The following is a 21,109-nucleotide window of genomic DNA, read 5'->3' as shown; positions in this document are numbered from 1 at the left end:
CGCTGCGTGCGGCCCTGTTCCTGCAAAAGGAAAAGGGCCGCGCGTTTTTTAATCAGCTTCGTTCCAAATTTTTTTAGGTCCGGATGATTTACAACGAAAAAATCACAGTACGGTTAAAAACGGGTGCCGGGCGGCTGCTTGGTCCCGCCCGTGCCGCGGAAATCGTAGGCGCCCGGATCAGCGTCGCCCCGCAAATTTCCTGGGGACTGATGCCCTGGCTGAAGTCGTGGGGAACGCCGGAGCTGCAGGCCAACGTAATCGAAGGCGATGTGATCCGGTTGGAGAATACGGTCTGTGATGTCGTGCGCGGAGGCGATGTAACGATTGGTCCCGGCTGCCGGATCGGGCTCGTGGAATATACGAAACAGTATCATCAGGATCCGGACTCAGAGGTTAAAGAATGCCTGAAAGGCGGAGGCAACGATCATGTGTGATGGAAATAGCCGGCTTGGGTTCGTGGTGGCGGGTTTGCTGCTCGGCATCCTGATGGCGGCGATGGTCAACACGATCGTATCCACCGCCATGGCCACCATTGTAGCCGAACTGGGCGGGTTGGATAGTACGTTTGGGTCACCTCGGCCTATGTGGTTGCGGAAATGGCGGCGATGCCGATTTTCGGCAAGCTGTCCGACATGTATGGGCGCAAACGGTTTTTCGTGTTTGGCATCGCGATCTTTTTGCTCGGTTCGGTGCTGTGCGGCCTGACGGACAATATCGTGCAGCTCAGCATATACCGCGCAATCCAGGGGATCGGCGGCGGAGCGCTGATGCCGATCGCTTTTGCCCTCATGTTCGACGTGTTTCCGATTGAAAAACGCGGGGCGATGGGCGGTTTGTTTGGCGCTGTGTTCGGCATCTCCAGCTTGGCTGGCCCCCTGCTCGGCGCGTTTATTACCGACCACTTGAATTGGCGCTGGAATTTTTACATTAATTTGCCCCTGGGTGTGCTTGCGCTGTTGTTTATCGTCGTTTTTTATCGGGAGTCTCCCGGTTCATGCCAAGCAAAAAATCGACTGGTGGGGTGCTTTAACCTTGATTGGAGCCATCGTTGCGCTGATGTTCGCGCTGGAGCTCGGCGGCCAGCTGTATGCCTGGGACTCCGTAGTGATCCTCGGTTTGTTCGCGGCGTTTGCGCTGCTGTTTATCGTGTTTTTGCTGGCGGAGCGCAGGGCGGGGGAGCCGATCATTTCCTTCGGCATGTTCCGGAAACGGCTGTTTGCCAGCAGCAACGCGGACGATCGGGATCACCCGTATTCGGCATTTTGCAGCGCAACTTTTTCGCCAGCCGCTTAGCGGAATCGCTGGCCGGGACAGAAGGCGCGGCTGGGCTGCCTTCGCTGGACGATCCCCGGACCTTGCTGGCCTCGAAGGCGCGAAAAGCGATCTCCGCCCCGGTGCTGGAGCGGATCGTCAACGATTTGTCTGCCTCGATCACCGATATGTTCCGATGGACGATCGTTCCCGCGGCGCTTGCGCTGATCGCGGTGCTGTTTATGGGGAACGCCAAAATGCTAAGCCACTCCCGCGCCCGTGGAGCCGCCCCCAGCTCCGGACGGGAACCCCGGCCGGCAGCCGACAAGGAATAAGCCGCTCGTGGCAGCACAACAAAAAACTGTCCTGATCAGATCCTGGATCTGGGGACAGTTTTTTAGTACATGAATTAACCGAAACGCGCGCAGTCTGACGAACGATCCCGAACGCTTGTTTGTTCAGCGCGTATCGACAAAACCCTTGCGTCCGGCGGCATACCCGAACAGGGCAGTCAGCACCGAAAACGCGATGATCGCGGCCAGCGGCGCGTTCCACCCTCCGCTGACGTCATGAATATAACCGAACAATGCCGGCCCAAACGCCGCTACCAGATATCCGACCGATTGGGCCATGCCGGACAGTTGTCCGGCTTGCTCCGCCGTACGCGACCGCAGCGAAAAAAAGACGATCACCAGGCTGAACGTGGTACCGCTGGCGATACCGAGCAACACAATGAACAGCGGGGCGAGCGCCGCCGGACCAAGCCAGATTCCCCCGAATCCGATGAAAAACAGGGCCGACGAAGCTGCGGTTAACAACTTTTGGTTATCCGTCCGCGCGGCGATGAGCGGCATCAGGAAGGAGCCGCCCATGCTGACGATCTGCATCAGCGAAAGCATCCAGCCGGCTTTTTCGGGACTCATCCCTTTTACCTGCAAAATATCCGGCAGCCATGAAACGCTCACATAAAACATAATCGACTGTGAGCCCATAAAAATGGTGACGAGCCAGGCTGTTTTGGAACGCCAAATTCCGCCTCGCCGTGCGGGAGCGCTTGCCGCCGCCGGGGAAAGCTGTGCCTTGGCCTCGCCAGAGGCAACGGGACGGCGGCGAAGCAGCGGAACCCACACCAAAGCCGACACCGCCGCCAGCAAGGCCCAGATGCCAAGCGCTCCCCGCCATCCCAGAGCGGTAGCGGCGAGCGGAACGCTAATGCCGGAGGAGATCGCCGCCCAGAGATTGAGGGACGAGGTGTACAGGCTGGTCATCAGCCCTACGCGCTGCTGAAAACTCCGCTTGATCAGCGCCGGAAGCAGCACGTTGCACACGGCGATCCCCACCCCGATCAGCGCGGTTCCCGCAAACAGCGCGGCAACAGAGGGCAGCGAGCGGATGATCACGCCGGCAGTCATGAGCATCATACTATAAAAAAGCGTTCTCTCCATGCCCCACCAAACGGACAATTTGGGGGCGGCGAGCGCAAAAACGGCGAAAGCGATCAGCGGCAGCGTCGTCAGCATCCCCGACAGCGCATGGGACAAGCCGGTGGCAGCCTCGATTTGGCCGATCATGGCGCCGACCCCGGTGATCGGCGAACGCAGCGTGGCGGCGGTTAGCAGCACGGCGGCGACAAGCAGCCCGGCCGAGGCGCTGCGCGCGCCGGCGGCTTGCCCTTCGGCGCTTATGTCTCCGGTGCTTGTGTTTCCGGCAGTTGTGCCTCCGGCGGTCTGGCCCCCAGCGGCTTGTCCTCCGACGCTCTGGCCTCCCGCAGCGCGGCCCCCAGCAGTTTGCCCCCCGGAAACGGTCGTTGTTTTGTGCATTGATGTTGTACCCTCCTTGGAAGAAAAACGAATCATGAAGTCATTTAAGCCGCTAATTGTAGTTTGGATTCTATGCCGTACCTTTGATGCGGTTTTTGTCACATAGACACGCTTACTCCAGTATACTAAAATTAACACACCATGATAAACTTTAAATTAATGGCCCGCCTTAAAGCTCCAGCGAACAACATAAGGGCCAAAAATGCCGTTATTCCGGTGATGTCCGCCCATTTGAGAGAAATAGAGGCAAATTATGTCGCTATTTCCCCTCGTCGCCAGGAAATGCCCATGTTCTGGTGCATTCACAAGAAAATAGGGACAAAAAATGTCACTAATGGGATGAACACGCTGGGGCCCCGGATAATAAGTACATAAAGTGCTGCTATTTTAGAAGGCCGGAGGTTCGCTTCATCGTTTCTGTAGCCGACTGTCAAGCGCCGATTTCCGGGTTGAACCGTAAAAAAAACTGGCGATCCCGCGTTTTCGGTAATCTACTGTTGCGCTTTTTCCGTAATATGGTAAAATACTAATCAAGTTAAATATCCAATTGTTGCTATTATCTAACCCGGATCAGGGACCAGCCGGCAGCAAGCTAGGCCGTGAAGCGCACGCCTTTTGTTTACGAACATTGTCGTAGACGAAAGGCGTTTTATTTTTTTATGGAGGTGTGATCAATGGCATTTGAGGAGCAGTACTCGGAATGGATCGCAAGACACTTGGCGTCGCGTCAAGGCGAGCGGGCAAGAAGGCTTGAGGAGGGGCATGGACATGCGGAAAGTCTGTTTGTGGAAAAAGTATGGTGGCCGTCATTCTGGAGTTTGGATCATCTGCACCCGGAATATGAAGTCAACGATTTTAAGGACGGGTATCGTTATCTCGACTTTGCTTATATTCGTTCCGGTCTGCTGCTGGCTGTGGAGATTGACGGGTATGGACCGCACTTGCGCAACATCAGCCGGCTGCAGTTTTCGGATCACTGCCGTCGGCAGAACGACCTGATCTTGGACGGCTGGATGGTGCTGCGTTTTACCTATGACGATGTGAAGGAGAGTCCGCGTTACTGCCAACAAACGCTGCAGCAGTTTATGGGGAGGTGGCTTGGCGAAGGGAAGCTAGTTCAGGAGATCGACTATGTCGAAAAGGAAATCATCCGCTTGTTTCTGCGGACGGGACGCCCGCTCACCCCAGGGGATATTTGCCGGCATATGAGGGTGGAAAACAAAACGGCAAGAAAGTGGCTCCGCCAAATGGCGGACAAAAATTGGCTTGAGCCAGCCAGAGGCAGCGAGCGGATTCGGTCCTATCAGCTTAGCATGGAGGGGAAGCGATTTGTGATCTAGTCAGGTGTGCCAGGTGTGCCAGGTGTGTCAGGTGTGCGATGTGGCTGAGATGGGAAGAGGGGCTGGTGGCGAGGGACGAGTGGAGTGGAGTGGGACAAGCAAAGGGGAAAAGGCGGAGTGGGACAAGCAGTTGGCTGGTTCCACTGATAAATAGCGCCCTTTTATGTCCCTATTTGACCGAAGGAGACAATTTCCGGGGAAATAACGGTATAAAATGTCTCTATTTTATGGAAACGGGCTATGCAGATGCCTTTTTATGCAGGGAGTAGCAAAATAACGCCATTTATTTCCGCTATTTTTGCTCCAGGGGATGAATTTTTCAAATAACGCCATAAAATTCCGCTATTTTACGGGAATGTCGTGATTGGCCGGAAAGAGGGAGACGGCGCGGCCGACAAGCAGGTATCTATCGGAAATTCGGTCCTTGCACGCCGTCCTCCAGAATTTGCTTGGGTGCGGATTTGTCGGAATTCCCCGCCCCGCCTTTGCTTCCGGACGAGTTATCGGTTCCACCGACGGCAATCACCGCCGGCTGCGCCGGGTAAATGTCTTCGGAGATACGAATCCGCTCTACCGCGCGGCCGTCGACTTTTTTAATCCGGTACGTTTCGACGACATAACCCTGCTTTCCTGGCAAGACCAGTTGCTTGCTTCCCGCAGGGAGCGCACTGTTGACAACGTGTTTTTTCGGCGCGGGAATCTCTTCCGTTGTGCGGGATTCAACGGCGTAGGTGACGTTTTCGGGGATATCGCCAAACAGCTTGACGGTCAGCCGCTTATTTTCGATCTTCGCGCGGATGAGAAGGTGGCGGCCAGACGTATTTTTGAAGCGGAAATTGATGTGGCCTTGGGCAAATGTTGCATCCTGCCCTTTGGGCAAATAGCTGACCGGCACGGAATGGTTGCGGCGCTCCACGATATCGAGCCCGGCGCGCACCGCCGCATTGTAAAGCGTACTGGATACCTGGCAGATGCCGCCTCCCACCCCCGGCACAAGCTTGCCCGCAAAAATGACCGGCGCTTCGCGGAAACCGTACGTTTTCTCGGCGTATTCCACCGCTTTGCCATAATCGAAAATTTCGCCCGGCGCCAGCACCTTGCCGTCAATGCTTCGCGCGGCCGCATCGACATTATGGATTCTTCCCGCGCCGCTGGTCAGCAGCCCGGTGGAAAATTGCACGATTTTGCGGCGGATGCCTTCTTTTTTCAAGATTTCGACCGTAACCTTCGGCTGAACCGTACGCAGCGGGACGCTGAGGCGGATTGGAGCATAAGCGCCGGGAGATCGCCCGGTCGGATTATTTTTGCCGGGGGCATACTCGCCATGGCCTTTCTCACCGGGGACATTTCCGTCTTCCGGACCGGCCCCATCTCCGGACTTTGGCTTCCCCCGTTCAACGAGCCGCCGGTTCCATTCCGTTTCGGCCGCTTTTACCAGGGCTGGCGCTAGCCGCTCCCAATCGACACGCAGCGCCGTTTTTTCCGGCAGGTAGCGGATTTGATCGTCAGGCGTAATCGTTCGGACCGCGTTCACCGGATCGCCGAATTGCGCTTTTTCCCATGAAGGCGGAAAGACCGTCTGCAGCTTTTTTTCATCTAAAGCGATCTTTAGATCCCACTGCTTCGGGAAATTCCTCCGGGCTTGCACCCGTTCCCATAGCGTACCGGCCTCCAACTGCCGGACCGCGGCATGAAAGGAGTGGGTCTCGAAGGAGATTCCGGTTTCCCGCCAGGCCAGCGTTTTTTCGCTTTCGCCCGCCGACAAAATTACTTTTTTCTTCAATACCTGGGCAATCTCTTCATCCAGCAGCCTGAGCGCATCAGCGCTTTGGCGGCCGCCCAGCGGTAGACCGGCGACGATCGTTCCCCGGGGAATCGAGCCCTGCACCGCATATAAATACAGTCCGCCGAGCAACAGCAGGCCGGTAAATATAACCACTCCGATGGAGATCATTGCCAAACGAATTTTTCTCATAATCTGCTCCTTCAATGGTTGATCTTTTTTTGCGCCTGGAAAAATCCTTGTACAACCATATATATGATGGAAAGCAGGAAACTTTCGGGTACTCAAAAAGTAACATCTTTGTTACAATATAAATCGGACTAAAATGAAATTACTCGGGTTTTAAAGGATTTGGCAAGAACATGTCGAATGTAAAATAGGGCTGTCTAAGATATAGAAATCAAGTTTTGGAATCAAGGTTTAGGACGTGATGAAGTGATAGAGATGCAGGATGTCTGGAAGACGTATCCGAACGGAACCCATGCCCTGAAAGGGGTATCGGTCAAAATAGACCGCAATGAATTCGTTTATCTGGTCGGGCCCTCGGGTGCAGGGAAATCGACCTTTATGAAGCTTATATACCGGGAAGAGGTGCCCACCAAAGGGCAAATTTCCGTCAATGGATTTAACATCGGCAAGCTCAAGCCCCGCAAAATTCCGTATGTCCGCCGAAATATCGGCGTCATTTTCCAAGATTTTCGCCTGCTGCCAAAGCTCACGGCTTATGAAAACGTCGCATTTGCTCTGGAGGTTATCGAAGCTCCCAAAAAAGTAATCAAAAAGCGTGTGATGGAAGTGCTCGAATTGGTTGGGCTGAAAAATAAAGCAAACCGCGATCCATCCCAGCTCTCCGGCGGTGAACAACAGCGCGTCGCCATCGCGAGAGCGATCGTCAACAGTCCGTCCGTCATCATTGCGGACGAGCCTACCGGCAACCTGGATCCCGAGACGTCATGGGGGATCATGCAGCTGCTCGATGAGATCAATTTCCGCGGCACGACGATCGTCATGGCCACCCATAACAAAGAAATCGTTAACACCATGCGCAAGCGCGTGATTGCCATCGAACACGGCAACATCGTGCGAGACCAGCTGAGAGGGGAATACGGTTATGACTATTAGCACCTTCTTCCGGCATTTGCGGGAAGGCGCGAAAAACGTGTTCCGCAACGGCTGGATGTCGGTGGCGTCGATCACTTCAATTATCGTTTCGCTGCTGATTCTCGGCGTGTTTATCCTGCTCGTGCTGAATGTCAATTCGTTTGCCGACGAAGCGGACAGCCAGGTCCAGATCAAGGCGTACCTCAATTCCAACGTTACCGAAGCCGTCCGCAATCAGCTTTCCAACGATATCGGTTCGATGCCCGAAGTCAGCCGGGTTACGCTGATCCCCAAAGCGCAAGGGTTGAAGGATTTCAAGGAAAAGCTGGGGGAACAAGGCAAGGAATTGCTGGAGGGCTACGACGAAAAGACGAACCCGATTCCCGATACGTTCCAGGTGGAAGTTGTCGAACCAACGACGATCCCCTATGTGGCGAGCAAGATTCAGGCGCTTAACGACAAATATGACGGAGACCCGGTCTATAAGGTCAATTACGGACAGGGCACGGTCGAAAAATTGTTCAAAATCACGCGTTTAATACGCAACATCGGCTTTGCGTTTGTAGCGGGCCTCGCCTTGATGGCGATGTTTCTCATCTCGAACACGATTCGCGTGACCATTTTGGCCCGCCGCCGCGAGATTGGCATCATGAAGCTGGTCGGCGCGACGAACCGGTTTATCCGCTGGCCGTTTTTCGTGGAGGGCGCGTTGATTGGCCTGATCGGCTCGCTCATTACGGTAGCGATTCTTTACATCAGTTACGATCAACTGGTTCAGTCCGTGAAAGCGGACATTACACTGGCGTTCCGGCTGGTACCGGTCAGTGAAATCGGTCTGGAGCTCGGCGGACTGCTTGTCGGCCTGGGCCTGCTGATCGGCATTTGGGGCAGCACGATGTCGATCCGCAAGTTTTTGAAGGTGTAGTGCGGGAAAACTTCGCGATAAGAAGTTGAAGTTGAATTATAATCCGAGTCAAAAATTCGACTTTTCAGCGCCGAGAAGGTTGGATGAAGCCGGGAGTGAGTAGCGGAGCGTAGGGTAGCCTACGTGAGCAACGGAGCGACCGGCTGAATTCAAGATTCGATGTCGGTCTCACTCCCAGAGTTACTTCGCGATCAAAAGTTGAATTTTTGACAACATCTATAAGAAGGATGGGGAAACGAAGTTGAAGAAATGGGTAACCACGATCGCCGTAGTGTCCTTAGCCGCTTTGATCTTCCAGCCTGCGGAAGGCTCTGCCAAAACGATCAGCCAGATCGACAAAGAACTGAAACAGCTGCAGCGGCAGGCCGCCGAAGCCAAAAAAATGCAGGAAAAAGCCGCCGGGCAAAAGCAGGAAGCGAAGCATTACGTTAACAAAAACAGGAATTACCTCAAACAGCTGCTGGCGCAAATTGAGTCGGTCAGCAACCAGTTGACGAAAATCGCCGTCGAAATTGATCAAACCGAGGAAAACCTGCATGAGACCGCTCAGAAGCTGGAGACAACCAAAGCGCGGATCAAAGAGCGTTCGCATTTGCTCGATACCCGGGTCCGGCTGATGTATACCGATGGAGCCGTTTCCTATTTGGATGTTTTGCTGTCCTCGACGAGCTTTACCGATTTTTTAGAACGCGCCGATTCGCTGCAGGCGATCATCAATCAGGATCATGTTCTGCTGGAAGAGCATAAACGGGACAAGGAACTGATTACGGAGCAGAAGGCGCAGCTTGAGAAGGATTATGCAAAGGTCAAAAAGCTGTATGCCGAAGCCGAAGACCGCAAAAGCCAACTCAAGACCAAAGAAGAAGAGAAGCAGCAATTGATCGCCAAATACAGCGCGGAAATCGAAGAATCCGACGATATCAGCGAAGAGCAGGAACAGCTGCTGGTTGAACTTGCAACCAAGCGGGCTGCGCTCGAAAAGGAGAAAAACAAGCTGAAGGCGGCCCAGGTCTACACTTATAGAAGAAGCTCCTCGGGGTCCGGCGGTTTTAAAGGGAACGGCGGCGCGTTTGGGCTTCCGGTCAACGGTGCCCGGATTTCTTCGGGGTACGGAACGCGAATCCATCCGATTACCGGGGTGAGGAAGAAACATACCGGGGTGGATTTTGCGGCTCCGCAAGGGACGGATATCCATGCCGCCGAAGGCGGCGTTGTCATCGTTGCCGAGTGGTGGAGCGGTTACGGGAACGCGGTGATCATCGACCATGGCGACAACGTGTGGACGCTATATGGACATATTCGCAATGGCGGCATCATGGTTGAAAAAGGGCAGCAGGTCAAAAAAGGCGAAAAAATCGCCGAAGTCGGCAGCACCGGCAATTCGACGGGGCCTCACTGCCACTTTGAGGTGCGGATTAACGGAACACCTGTAGACCCTATGCCGTATTTGTAATAAAATAGCGTTATGATGCGATAGAAAAAACGGATACCGCCCGCTCGGGACGGATTATCCGTTTTTCCGTTGTTCATGCGGGATTGGTAAATATTTATTATGGACAGAACATATACTATGGGACGTTCCATTTTTGGACTTGCTGGGCCTTACCTTGTCGTATGGCCGATCAATCGGAGGCGGTGAATTTATTTATGTTTAAAGGACGTACCGTTACATTGCTGGTCGTGGTGTCCATGCTGGTCAGCTGCTTGCTGACGTTGACTTTGACGGGCGAATGGAGTTTCGCCGGTTCGGCGCCGCTGCGCAGCGGGCTGTTTGCCGACAGCAGCGGGCAGAGCAGCAAAGCCGGCATCGAGAAAATCGAAAAGGCGCTGGCTTTGGTGGAAAAAAATTATGTCGAAGACGTCGACCAGAAGAAGCTAGTGGACGGAGCGATCGACGGTATGATGGGCGCGTTGGGGGACCCATTCTCGTCCTATATGGCGCCGGACACGGCGCAGCAGTTCTCGGAGCAAATCGAAGGCTCTTTTACCGGCATCGGGGCGGAAGTGTCGATGGAAAACGGAAACGTCGTGGTCGTTTCTCCGATCAAAGGCTCTCCGGCCGAAAAAGCCGGGATCCAGCCGAAGGATATTTTGCTGTCGGTTAATGGCGAATCGTTCGAGGGGCTCAGCCTGAATGAAGCGGTCGCCAAAATCCGCGGCCCGAAAGGGACGGAGGCCAAAATCAAAGTGAAGCGGGCCGGCTCGGACACGACGCTGGAGTTTACGATCGTCCGTGACGATATCGCCCTGGAAACGGTATATTCCCGCATGGAGGACGGTGGCGTGGGCGTAATCGAGGTCACCGAGTTTTCGATGAACACGGCGGAACGCTTCAAGGAGGAGTTGGCTTCTCTGGAGAAGAAGGGGATGAAAGGGCTGGTCATCGACGTGCGCAACAACCCGGGAGGCGTGCTGACCGTCGTCGAGGATATGTCCGAACAATTCGTGCCGAAAGGCAAGGTTATCGTGCAGGTTGAAGATAAAAACAAGCGCCGCCAGCAAACCTTATCGGACGGCAGCGGCAAAAAATATCCGATCGTGGTCGTCACGAACAAGGGCAGCGCCAGCGCTTCGGAAATTTTGGCCGGGGCGCTGCAGGAATCGGCCGGAGCGAAGCTGGTCGGCGAGGCGACGTACGGCAAAGGCACGGTTCAATCGAGCTACACGCAGGAAATGGGCGACGGCAGCATGCTTAAGATCACAATCGCCAAGTGGCTGACGCCGAACGGCGAGTGGATTCACAAAAAAGGCATCCAGCCGGACATCGCCGTGTCGCAGCCGGATTATTTTTCGGTAGCGCCGATCAATAAAGAAAAAACGTTCAAATACGATATGCTGGGCGACGACATCAAGAGCGCGCAAACGATGCTGGACGGCTTGGGGCTGGCCCCCGGACGCAAGGACGGATACTTCGACAAGCAGACGGAGAACGCCTTGAAGGAATTCCAAACGGGCCAAAAGATGGAGCCGACCGGCGTGCTGGACGCCAAAACGGCGGAAGCGCTGGAGAGCAGCGTCATCAAGCAAATCCGCGATCCGAAAAACGACCTGCAGTTAAAGCGGGCGGTCGAGGAAATCCGGAAGGAAATCGCTTCGTAAGCGTCGAATCCATAAGAAGGCTGAAACTTGGCCTTCTTTTTTCTTTGTTTGCATGTTGAAAGCAGAAACAAATACACCTAGAAAAGACGCTTCGGAAAACGGTCCGAAGTTGTCCGCTTGTTGCGAAAAGGAGCGTGAACATCCCTTGGATCTCATTCTTGAAGGATTGTGGAGTTTGGCGGAAGCGGCAGCGCAGTTGTTTTTGCAGCCTTTTTATTATATTTCCATCATCATGATCGCGCTGCTTTATCGCCGGCAGGTGCTGCTGGAGCGCAAGCTGTTTCATGCACGTCTGCATAGCTGGGGCGCCCAAACGTGGCGTACCGTGATCGCCGGCCTGCTGGCGGGCATTACGGTATCCGTCCTATTTGCCTTCCTCGGAATGGATCTGACGCTGGAAGGCATCGTCTGCATTTGGGCCGTCACGATTGTGCTGCTGTTGTTTCGCGTGCGGTATCTATGCCTAGCCTACTCGGTCGGGTTGCTGGGGGTCGCACAGTTTGGCCTAAATCTGTTTCCGGGCTTTGCAGGGACGGGATGGGGCGGCGAAATCGTGCGCATTGTAAGGGAGCTTGATATTCCGGCGCTGCTGTGCCTGGTCGGGCTGCTGCATATTGCGGAAGGGCTGCTTGTCCGCTGGCAGGGGGCATCGTTTGCCGGTCCGCTGTTTTATGAAGGCAAGCGGGGCAAGCTGGTCGGCGGCTACCAAATGCAAAGCCTATGGGCGGTGCCGCTGTTTTTGCTGGTCCCGATGGAGACGACGGGAAATGTGCTGCCGTGGACGCCGTTTTTTGGCGGTGACGCCTGGCAGGGCGGTTTCGGCATGATCGGGCTGCCGATCATCATCGGGTTTTCGGAAATGACCATGGGCTTATTGCCGAAGGACAAGGCGCGCGTGTCGTCCAGGCGCTTGCTGGCGTATGGTGCGGCGGTACTGGTGCTGGCGCTGGCCGCGGCGTGGTGGAGTCCGCTGCTGCTGCTGGCGGCGCTGGCGGCGTTCCTGCTGCACGAAGGGCTGGTCTGGTACAGCCGCTACGAGGAGCAGCAGCGCAGCCCGCTGTACGTGAACCCGCAGGGCGGGGTGAGGGTGCTTGCGGTGCTGCCGGGGAGCCCGGCGGACGAGCTTGGCATCCGGGCCGGCGAGACAATCGTCAAAGTGAACGGCGTGCCGGTGCCGACCAAGGAAGATCTGCATGCGGCGCTGCGGATCAACCCGGCTTATTGCAAGCTGGAGGTGCGGAATCTCGCGGGCGAGAGCAAGTTCCTCCAGCGGGCGATTTACGCCGGCGATCATCACCAGCTCGGCGCGATTTTGGCGCCGGACGAGCTGGCGCCGGCGGCGGTACGGCTGCAGCCGTTGTCGCTGCTGCAGCTTGTGCGCCCGCGGCGGAGCGCCCGTGCGGTGCAGGGCGCTCGCGCGAGCGGCGGCGGTGGCGCCGCCGCGGGAGGCACGGGCCCCGCAGGAGCGGGCGGGCCCGGCGCGGGAGCCGCTGCGCCGGCTTCGCGGGCGGCGCAGCGGCAGGGCGGCTCGGCGGCGGACGGCCCGGCCGCCGAGGTGTAGCGCCCGGCGCGGTGCGGGGCGCTCGCGCGAGCGGCGGCGGAGGCGCCGCCGCAGAAGGCGCGTGCCCGGCGGGAGCAGGCGTGTCCGGCGCGGGAGCCGCAGGGCCGGCTTAGCGGGCGGCACAGCACGGGGCTGCTCGACAGCACGCTCGGGCCGCCCCGGCCGCCCCGTTCCCCGAGGTATCGCACTCGCGGCATTGCCGTTGCTGCAGATACAGCGTGCTTTTTTCCTAACACGCGCTATTCTCTGCACGCTTCATAAAAAAAACTCCTGGATAACGTTCCTCCAGGAGGTTTTTTGGGATGCGCTAACGGACTCAGTTGCACTTACTTCACTCAAACTAATGTAAAATCACGTATTTGGCGCCCAATAAGGTCTAACTTTGCGGGATTTGTACAACTATATAGGCTCAACCTAATAATCAGCGCTCGATAAGGAGGGCCGGTAACCGGTCGTGGCAAGAAATATCGGCAGATCAATATCCGCTGTCCGGACGCTTTGCACGATTATCCCATTTGATCCGGAAGCAGAGAGGAAGATAAATTCAGGAGAAGAAAATAGGTTTGGGAGAAGCAGACATGTTCGAGATCGTTAGACAGGTTTGTGGGAAGGCGGTTTAGGAGAAGTGAAGCAGACTTAACGGGAGCAACGGGGCAAGACACCGGGAAAAATGAACGGACCGGAGTAGCCTCTACCCTCCACCCCCTGAACAAGAGGGATAATCGTGCAAAGCAGCCTGCAGGGATACCAAGCCACGAACGCTAAATACAGCCGCCTCAGAGCCAAAGTCATTCTCGGCCAGTTCCAACAAAATGCGTCTGGCTTGACGAACCGGTATTCGCAGATGTTCCGACAACTCGTTGGGCGTGAAGGGCCGCAGCAAACGGCGGGAGAAACGAACCGCTTCCGCCTCCAACCAGGTTAGGTCCGATTGCACGTCGACAGCAACAAATTTTCCGATAAACGAGAGTACCAACTGCTGGCATGCTTGGGTTCGTTCATAATCGACAATTTACGCAATCGAAAAAAATCCAGCCATCAAGTGCCAACGGGCTATGGCGCCAGCATAAGTCCTTAAAGCGTCTTACATCGAGATCCCTTGCATGGGGGCCGTATCCTTGGATATCAATGCCTCTTTTTGCTGTGTCTGGCATATATGCCAGGTAATGTTATTTTCATGTATAGGCAACAGGTGGAGGTAATCCGCTAAAATTGAATTCTAACGAACCACGTGGCTTTGTACCAAAGGGTTTTGGAAACAAATGTATAATACTAATGGTGGGCTATAGTTTAATTCTATCGAGGACGTGCCAGCAAAATGACATCAAAACTATTTAAGTTAACCGAGACCAACGTTTCTGACTATCTGCCTGTGATTTTTCAGTGGGCTGCGGACGAAACCGAAAAAGAGTACCACACTTGCCGTCCGATTCAAGAAATGGATAGTTACGAGGCTTTTAGAAAGAAGGTGACTGCCGGTCTAACCCATGGACATTGCCAATACGTGTTGATCGATGTAGAGGAGAATGAGGTTGTCGGGAAAATAAGTCTTTTTGACTATAATCCGAGGAATCGCAGTGGGGAATTTGGTTATTATGTTCCGCCTTTGCATCGGGGGAAGGGAGTAGGAGGCCGTTTGATTCAGCTATTCCTGGAAGAAGTGTTCCATGATCAACATTTAAATTTACATAAAGTCTATGCCACGACTGCAGCTAACAATAAACCTTCGATCAAGCTATTGGAGCGTTTCAACTTCAAATTCGAGGGCGCTTACAGAGAGCATTACTGGTTTAGCGACGGTTCTGTTTGCGATCAATACCATTATTCTTTATTAAAAAAAGAATTAAGCGTGTAGAGAAACGCGGGGTTGATCGTGGCTGCCGCGCCGAACCTAAACAAAGAGTGAAGGGGTTAATTTCCCGATCACTCCTTGTTTGCGTACATCTATAAACGTTTATTGCTTCCCGCCGTTTCTGGGCACATAAACTCTGCCGTGAAGGGCTTCCTCGGCCCATTTGGCCGATTCGGTTCCCGCTACCGGGCCTTTTAAAATCGGATCGTCCGTGGACGTCATCCAATTTTCCACTTTGCGGCGCAGTTCTTCGGCAACCTCCGCGTAGCCGGGATCATGGATCAGATTCGTATATTCCAGCGGGTCCTTTTCCAGATCGTAAAGCTCCTCCGGTTCGTTGGCGACATAAAACTGCTCCCGCACGTCCGGACCGGAAATACTGCGATGGATGTCCACAGGCATGTAAATTTTCGGACCGTCAATAAAATTTTTGACGTATTTGTACCGGGCCGTACGGATGCCGCGCATCGGGTGATACTTGTCATGCCAGGTCAGCTCGCAGAAAAATTCCTCGCGGACCGGCGCATCATCGCCTCGCAGCAGGGAGGCGAAACTGATGCCGTCGATATCTTCGGGAATTGGCGCTCCCGCCAGCTCGAGCAGCGTCGGCAGCATGTCGATATTGCACAGAAGTTCATCGATAACCCGGCCGTTTCCTTGAATCCACTTGGGCCCGTACATAATCAGGGCCGTTTCCAGTCCGGCGTCCTTCATCGTTCCTTTCGCCCGCGGAAAAGCGATGCCATGATCCGTGGTGTAAATAATCAGCGTATTCTCTAACAGCCCCGTCTCCTTCAGCGCGGCCTTAATCCGGCCTACGGCTTCGTCAAGCACTTTAACGGAACCGTGAAATTGGGCAAAGTCCAAACGGATATTTTCGGTGTCCGGCAAATAAGCAGGTACCTGCACGTTGTCTACGTCGTCTTTGATATCGTCGTATTCATCGAAAGAGCGGTGCGTCTCCCAAAAGCCGATGTTGGCGAAGAACGGCCGGCCTTCCTCGACCGCTGCGGCCTTTTCCCGTAAATATTCGATCGCCGTGTCCGCCACGCCGGGGGCTCTGGAGCCTTCGACTCCCATATACCTGTCATACCCCAGCTTGTAGGTTGAACTGTAGGTCCCCTTTGCGGTTTCGCCGATCGTTTCGTGGCTGAAGCCGATCAGCGCGGTTTCATAACCGGCTTTTTTCAATTCCATTGGTATAGTAGACTCGTCCTCATTGATATGAAAATTTAAGTGGGCCAGCCCGATCAAACCGTTATTGTGCGGATATTTGCCGGTTAAGATGCTGCCCCGGCTGGGGCTGCATTGGGGGGCCGGACAGTAATACTGATCGAAGCGAATCCCCTTTTCGGCCAACTCGTCAAGCTCCGGGGTCGGCACTCGATGGCCGTAACAGCTAAGGTATCGTCCCGTGTCGTGCGAGATCATGAAGATAATGTTTGGTTGGTTCATTGCGGTGACAGCTCCTTTATCATTGGATCATTTCCTCCAGCTCCGTTTTAATCAGGGCGACATGCGGGCCGTAAATAATCTGCACCCCTTTGCCTTTTACAATGACGCCTTTGGAACCGGTCTTTTGCAGCTCTTCTTTGGATACTTGGGTTTCATCCCGGACCGTAACGCGAAGCCGTGTTGCGCAGCAGTCCAAATCTTCAATATTGGTTTTGCCCCCCAGCGCCGACAGGATCGCCGCGGTCTGTTGATCGGCATTTCCGGAACCACCGTCTGCGGCGGACGCCGTGTCGGAAGTGTCTTCATCTTCTCTGCCCGGGGTTTTCAGATTGAGCTTCGTGATCAAAATACGGAACGTGAAATAATAAACGATGAAAAAGCCAATTCCCACCAGCGGCACCAGCATCCAATTCGTTTTGTCGTTGCCCTGCAGGATGCCGAACAGCGTAAAGTCGATCAACCCGGCGGAGAACGTCATGCCGACGGTGATGTTAAGGATGTGAGCCAGCATATAGGCGACTCCCCATAGCGCGGCGTGAATCACAAAAAGCAAAGGCGCCACGAACAAAAAGGCGAATTCCAGCGGCTCGGTGATTCCCGTCAGGAAGGAAGTGATGGCCCCGGTAAGCAGCAGGCCCAACACTTTTTTCTTGTTTTCCGGTTTGGCGGTATGATACATGGCTAGTGCTGCTCCAAGCAGACCGAACATCATCGGGAAATATTTTCCGCTCATAAAGCGGGAGACGCCGACAAAGTACTGCTGGGTGTTATGATCCGCAAGCTGGGCGAAAAATATATTTTGCGCTCCCTGCACCTCAACCCCGTTCACGACCATGCTTCCGCCGAGCGCCGTTTGCCAGAACGGGAGATAGAAAATATGGTGAAGTCCGAGCGGTCCCAGCAATTTTACAATGAATCCGAACATAAAGGAGCCGAAATATCCCGTGCGGTCGACGATGCCGCCCATGCTGGCAATCCCGGATTGCACCGGCGGCCAGACGACAAACATGACCATCCCCAGCAGTACGGCCGAGAAGGAACAAATGATCGGAATAAAGCGGGAGCCGCTGAAAAATCCGAGCCATTGCGGCAGTTTGACTTTGCCGAACTTTTTATGCAGATAGTAGGTCAACAGGCCGACGATGACCCCGCCGAACACGCCCGTTTGCAGCGTTTGAATGCCCAGAATCATCCCTTGGCCTACGTCGGCCAGCTTTTCTTTGGCCAGCTTCCCGGTAACGACCAGAAGCGCGTTAATCGACGCGTTCATCACCAGATAAGCAAGCAGCGCGGCGAGCCCGGCTACGCCTTTGTCCGACTTCGCCAGTCCGACGGCGATTCCGATGGCGAAAATAATCGGCAGGTTGCTGAAAATAATTTGTCCCGCAAAGCTCATAATGGTGAAGATCGCCTGCAGCCACGGCTGGTCAAGAAACGGATAGTTGCCTACCGTGTTGGGGTTGGTGAAGGCTCCCCCGATCCCCAGCAGCAGCCCGGCGGCAGGGAGTACGGCGATCGGCAGCATGATCGCTTTGCCGAAGACCTGGAATTTGCTGAACAAGCTTTTAAGCATCATGATCCCCTCTTTTCTAAGTTGTGAGTGATTCGGGGAAAACAAAAAGACCTAAAACGTTCAAGAGCAAAAAGGCTTTAAGCGCTCTTAAACATTTTAGGTCTTGCCTGCTTTCCAGTAACAATCCCCGATATGAAATTCATTGGATACGGTTACATTGTAGACGGTTAAAATTTTTTCGTCAAGCCTTAAATATTTTCTAGGATACGCTGCAAATGCAGGGCAATATACGCCATTTCCGATTCCGGAAAAGCAACGCCGTATTTTTGCTGAAGAAAAGCTGCGGCACTTTGCGCGGTTTTGTAGCCCTTTTTATATTTTTTCTTGATGATTTTCAGCATGTCGTCGTCCAGCGTATGAAACGGTTTATTCTCGTAAAAGCGGTGGATGGCGTATTCCAGATGCGTCAGCAGCCGATGATAGGAAATGCTGTCGCTGCTGATGCTTACGCCCAGATCCTTAAGCATAAAATCGCTGGCCTCCTGCAGAATCAGCGCTTTTTTGATGGAGTCTTCGATATGGGCGTCGCCCATTTTGGCGGTATGGATATGCAGGGCGATAAAAGCCGCTTCATCCTCGGGAAAGGTGATCCCCAGCTTCTCCTGCACATGGCGGAGCGCCCACTGCCCGATCTTAAATTCTTCGTGGTAAAGAATGCGGATTTCGTTCATCAGCTTGTTCCGGACTTCGATGCCCTGGTTTAAACGCTCGATGGCAAAGGTCAGGTGATCGGTTAAGGAAATATGAATGTGGTCGCTCAATTTCATGCCAAGCTGCCGTTCCGCATAGGAGATAATATCCTCCCCCACAGCAATATGAGCCTCGGGAACGGTGCTGAGAAGCTCCTGGAACTTGTGGCCCTCTTCCTTCAAAACGAAGACCTTCTCGATCTTGCTCTGATCGATGACATCGTTTTTTCCTTTCCGAAACGCGATTCCCGCCCCCATAATTATTTTCTCGCTGTCGCCTTCTTTTACAACAACGGCGTTATTGTTCAGAACACGGCTGATTTTCATGAATCTTGCTCCTAGTCTTTAGTTCGTTTTGGTATAAACAACCATATCCGGGCGTCAATTAAAGCTAATATTCCCGGAGAACAGTCAGTTCATGCCCCCAAAAACGGAATTAGGTATACTATAATCTCGGATTTCCCCAAAAATCAACCCGGTTGCCAGAATTAATTTATTTTAAGTTTTTTTCAAAATGGATTTAAGCTGATATAATAACATTAGCTTAGCAGCGCAGACTAGCTTTAGCAGCGAAGAAAGGAGAGGTAGGACGTGGATCAAGATCATAACAAGGCCGCACCTTCCTGTTGTTCCCCGAAACGTTCAAAACCGGGTGTTGTCCGGTTGGGCAGTGGAGCCGCAGCATTTGCGGCGAACGGCGGTCGTCCTAAAGCGGCGGGAGCGAAGGCGGCGGGAGTGCAAAGCAACATGGTACGCTTGGAAGGCGGGACGTTTTTGATGGGCACGGACGACAAGGAAGGTTTTCCTTCGGATGGCGAAGGGCCGGTAAGGGAAGTCACGGTGTCCCCTTTTTATATCGACGCCTATGCGGTGACCAACCGGCAGTTTTCTGAATTTGTCCGGGTTACAGGCTACCGTACCGATGCGGAGAAATTCGGCAACTCGTTCGTGTTTCATCTGTTTCTGCCTCCGAATGTTCTGGCCGATGCGGCGAATATTGTCATGCAAACTCCATGGTGGCGGATCATCGAAGGAGCCGATTGGCGGCATCCCGAAGGGCCTGGTTCAGGGCTTCAAGGAAGGATGGATCACCCTGCAGTGCACGTCTCCTGGCGCGATGCGGAGGCATACTGCCGTTGGGCAGGCAAACGGCTGCCGACGGAAGCGGAATGGGAATATGCCGCGCGCGGCGGGCTGGTGCAGAAAAAATATCCGTGGGGAGACGAGCTTACCCCCGAAGGCAAACATATGTGCAATATCTGGCAGGGGAAATTTCCCGTGCAGAACGAGAAGTTGGATGGATACGCGGGGACCGCTCCGGTAAATGCGTTCGAGCCTAACGGCTACGGCCTGTACAATATGGCGGGAAACGTCTGGGAATGGTGCGCGGACTGGTTCGATGTGCGTTACCACCGGACCCAAGGCAATGTGAATCCCAAAGGACCGGAGAAGGGCAGTCTGAAATCGATGCGCGGCGGCTCCTACCTGTGTCATCACTCTTATTGCAACCGGTACAGGGTTGCGGCACGAAGCAGAAACACGCCGGACAGCTCGTCCGGAAACCTCGGATTCCGCTGCGCGGCGGATGCCTGATGGCTAAGCGGGTTGCTTTTTTCGGAATCTTGCGGTTTGACAAGAAAAACGCATTCAAGTAAGATAAGTTTGCCAATAAAAGCGCGAGTTCAAAAAGTCAGGTTTTCAGCAAAATGAATTTTTGAACAAGCTCTAAAATATCGGGGTTTGTTACTGTGAGCAGGCAATGCCCAAAACGAGCGATAGAGAGCGATCCTCTTTATTTCGTTTTGGGCTTTTTTATTTTGAATTTTATGAAAACGGAGGATGGGACTATGTTGCCATGGAGTAGAAAAAGCAAAAAACAAGCCGGGGATTTGGTAATAACCACGCCGGTGAACGGACTGGCTGTGCCTCTTGAGCGTGTGCCCGACCCGGCATTTGCCGAACGGATGATGGGCGAGGGAGTTGCGATCGAGCCGGCCGAAGGAAAAGTGTATGCGCCGTTTGATGGAGTTGTCGCGCAACTGATCAAATCCAAACACGCCGTGATCCTTGAACATGAATCCGGGGCTCAGCTCCTGATTCACGTCGGCGTCGATACCGTGTCGTTAAAAGGAGAAGGCTTCACGCCCCGGGTGGAGACCGGTGACCGGGTAAAGGCGGGGCAATTGCTGATGGAGTTTGATATCGCCCGGATTGTTGAAGCCGGCCTGCCGGTCATAACGCCGCTCATCGTTCCCGCGGGCATCGACGCCGTGCTTGAAGTTCACGCCTATGAAGGGGAAGCGGCCGTCGGTAAAAATCCCGTACTCACCGTTAAACTGGCTTGATTTTTAACTACGCCGTTTCGATTGCAGCAACCGGGGAACAGAGGGGATGCATCGGAACGGCGTGTGTTTTTTAAGATTTAGAATTGTCATGGGAAGAAGGATGGCTCGATGGAATCAACTGCAAAAGTGCATTCCATTCTCCGTAAATTTCCATTTTAGAGCGATTGAAATGCAAAAGTGCATCTCTTTTGAGGCTATTCGATAAAAAAGTAGATTTTGGCCGGAAATGAAATGCACTTTTACCTTTGAACCACCGGTTTAGAGGAGCTTCGACAAAAATCGCCTGCACTTTTGCATTTCGTGGGATTTCCCTCT

16 protein-coding genes and 2 pseudogenes are annotated in these 21,109 nt (G+C 54.0%); 12 read left to right on the top strand and 6 right to left on the bottom strand.

Annotation, left to right across the window (positions count from 1 at the left end; all coding sequences use genetic code 11):
- Positions 1–83 precede the first annotated feature (83 nt).
- From NYE69_RS32350 to NYE69_RS33865, 3 genes and pseudogenes are all read left to right on the top strand, one after another.
- Positions 84–434: a hypothetical protein gene (locus tag NYE69_RS32350; RefSeq protein WP_051985227.1), complete on the top strand. Its 351-nt coding sequence runs from the start codon at positions 84–86 to the stop codon at positions 432–434.
- A pseudogene (locus NYE69_RS32345) lies at positions 427–1,227 on the top strand (MFS transporter); the annotation flags it as partial. The gene NYE69_RS32350 and the pseudogene NYE69_RS32345, both read left to right, overlap by 8 nt.
- A 35-nt stretch (positions 1,228–1,262) precedes the next feature.
- Entirely contained in the window at positions 1,263–1,586 is a 324-nt protein-coding gene (locus NYE69_RS33865) for a hypothetical protein (protein ID WP_051985230.1), read from the top strand.
- Positions 1,587–1,709: 123 nt separating this feature from the next.
- On the opposite strand, the gene NYE69_RS32340 is transcribed toward NYE69_RS33865, so the two are convergent.
- On the bottom strand, positions 1,710–3,071 hold the full coding sequence (locus tag NYE69_RS32340; protein WP_082207645.1) for a CynX/NimT family MFS transporter: 1,362 nt from the start codon (positions 3,069–3,071) through the stop codon (positions 1,710–1,712).
- 674 nt (positions 3,072–3,745) lie between these two features.
- Between NYE69_RS32340 and NYE69_RS32335 the strand changes: the two genes are divergently transcribed.
- Entirely contained in the window at positions 3,746–4,411 is a 666-nt protein-coding gene (locus tag NYE69_RS32335; protein WP_036619374.1) for a hypothetical protein, read from the top strand.
- A gap of 406 nt (positions 4,412–4,817) precedes the next feature.
- On the opposite strand, the gene NYE69_RS32330 is transcribed toward NYE69_RS32335, so the two are convergent.
- Positions 4,818–6,386 (bottom strand): VanW family protein, encoded by a 1,569-nt coding sequence (locus NYE69_RS32330; RefSeq protein ID WP_340930137.1) that lies wholly within the window; start codon positions 6,384–6,386, stop codon positions 4,818–4,820.
- A 243-nt stretch (positions 6,387–6,629) separates the two neighbouring features.
- On the opposite strand from NYE69_RS32330, the gene ftsE reads away from it, so the two are divergent.
- The 5 genes from ftsE to NYE69_RS32305 all read left to right on the top strand — a co-directional run bounded on the left by ftsE (position 6,630) and on the right by NYE69_RS32305 (position 12,880).
- A complete protein-coding gene (gene ftsE, locus NYE69_RS32325) occupies positions 6,630–7,316 on the top strand; it encodes a cell division ATP-binding protein FtsE (RefSeq protein ID WP_036619379.1) in 687 nt (228 codons plus the stop codon).
- Entirely contained in the window at positions 7,306–8,220 is a 915-nt protein-coding gene (ftsX, locus tag NYE69_RS32320) for a permease-like cell division protein FtsX (RefSeq protein ID WP_213509741.1), read from the top strand. The genes ftsE and ftsX overlap by 11 nt, the downstream gene beginning before the upstream one ends.
- A 241-nt stretch (positions 8,221–8,461) precedes the next feature.
- Entirely contained in the window at positions 8,462–9,673 is a 1,212-nt protein-coding gene (locus NYE69_RS32315; protein ID WP_213509742.1) for a murein hydrolase activator EnvC family protein, read from the top strand.
- A 194-nt stretch (positions 9,674–9,867) separates the two neighbouring features.
- Positions 9,868–11,319, top strand: a complete 1,452-nt coding sequence (locus NYE69_RS32310; protein ID WP_240752128.1) for a S41 family peptidase — start codon at positions 9,868–9,870, stop codon at positions 11,317–11,319.
- Between the two features lie 145 nt (positions 11,320–11,464).
- Positions 11,465–12,880 (top strand): PDZ domain-containing protein, encoded by a 1,416-nt coding sequence (locus NYE69_RS32305; protein WP_340930134.1) that lies wholly within the window; start codon positions 11,465–11,467, stop codon positions 12,878–12,880.
- Between the two features lie 691 nt (positions 12,881–13,571).
- Here the strand turns inward: NYE69_RS32305 and NYE69_RS32300 are convergent.
- Positions 13,572–14,043, bottom strand: a pseudogene (locus NYE69_RS32300) (hypothetical protein); the annotation flags it as partial.
- Positions 14,044–14,198: 155 nt separating this feature from the next.
- Here NYE69_RS32300 and NYE69_RS32295 point away from each other — a divergent pair.
- Positions 14,199–14,735, top strand: coding sequence for a GNAT family N-acetyltransferase (locus NYE69_RS32295; protein ID WP_051985231.1), 537 nt, complete (start codon positions 14,199–14,201; stop codon positions 14,733–14,735).
- Between the two features lie 99 nt (positions 14,736–14,834).
- Here the strand turns inward: NYE69_RS32295 and NYE69_RS32290 are convergent, their stop codons facing one another.
- The 3 genes from NYE69_RS32290 to NYE69_RS32280 all read right to left on the bottom strand — a co-directional run bounded on the left by NYE69_RS32290 (position 14,835) and on the right by NYE69_RS32280 (position 18,776).
- Positions 14,835–16,187: a sulfatase family protein gene (locus NYE69_RS32290; RefSeq protein ID WP_340930133.1), complete on the bottom strand. Its 1,353-nt coding sequence runs from the start codon at positions 16,185–16,187 to the stop codon at positions 14,835–14,837.
- Between the two features lie 19 nt (positions 16,188–16,206).
- The gene (locus NYE69_RS32285; RefSeq protein ID WP_340930596.1) at positions 16,207–17,760 is read right to left on the bottom strand and encodes a PTS transporter subunit EIIC; all 1,554 of its coding nucleotides are present in this window, start codon (positions 17,758–17,760) and stop codon (positions 16,207–16,209) included.
- A 188-nt stretch (positions 17,761–17,948) separates the two neighbouring features.
- The gene (locus NYE69_RS32280; RefSeq protein ID WP_340930132.1) at positions 17,949–18,776 is read right to left on the bottom strand and encodes a PRD domain-containing protein; all 828 of its coding nucleotides are present in this window, start codon (positions 18,774–18,776) and stop codon (positions 17,949–17,951) included.
- Positions 18,777–19,040: 264 nt separating this feature from the next.
- Here NYE69_RS32280 and NYE69_RS32275 point away from each other — a divergent pair, with 264 nt between their 5' ends.
- On the top strand, positions 19,041–20,042 hold the full coding sequence (locus NYE69_RS32275) for a formylglycine-generating enzyme family protein (protein ID WP_340930130.1): 1,002 nt from the start codon (positions 19,041–19,043) through the stop codon (positions 20,040–20,042).
- A gap of 254 nt (positions 20,043–20,296) precedes the next feature.
- Positions 20,297–20,794 (top strand): PTS sugar transporter subunit IIA, encoded by a 498-nt coding sequence (locus tag NYE69_RS32270; protein ID WP_340930129.1) that lies wholly within the window; start codon positions 20,297–20,299, stop codon positions 20,792–20,794.
- The last annotated feature ends 315 nt before the right edge of the window (positions 20,795–21,109 follow it).

This window comes from Paenibacillus sp. FSL R5-0527, from assembly GCF_038008055.1.
In the GTDB taxonomy this organism is placed as follows: Bacteria; Bacillota; Bacilli; order Paenibacillales; family Paenibacillaceae; genus Fontibacillus; species Fontibacillus macerans.
This window is presented reverse-complemented; position numbering and strand designations above follow the sequence as displayed.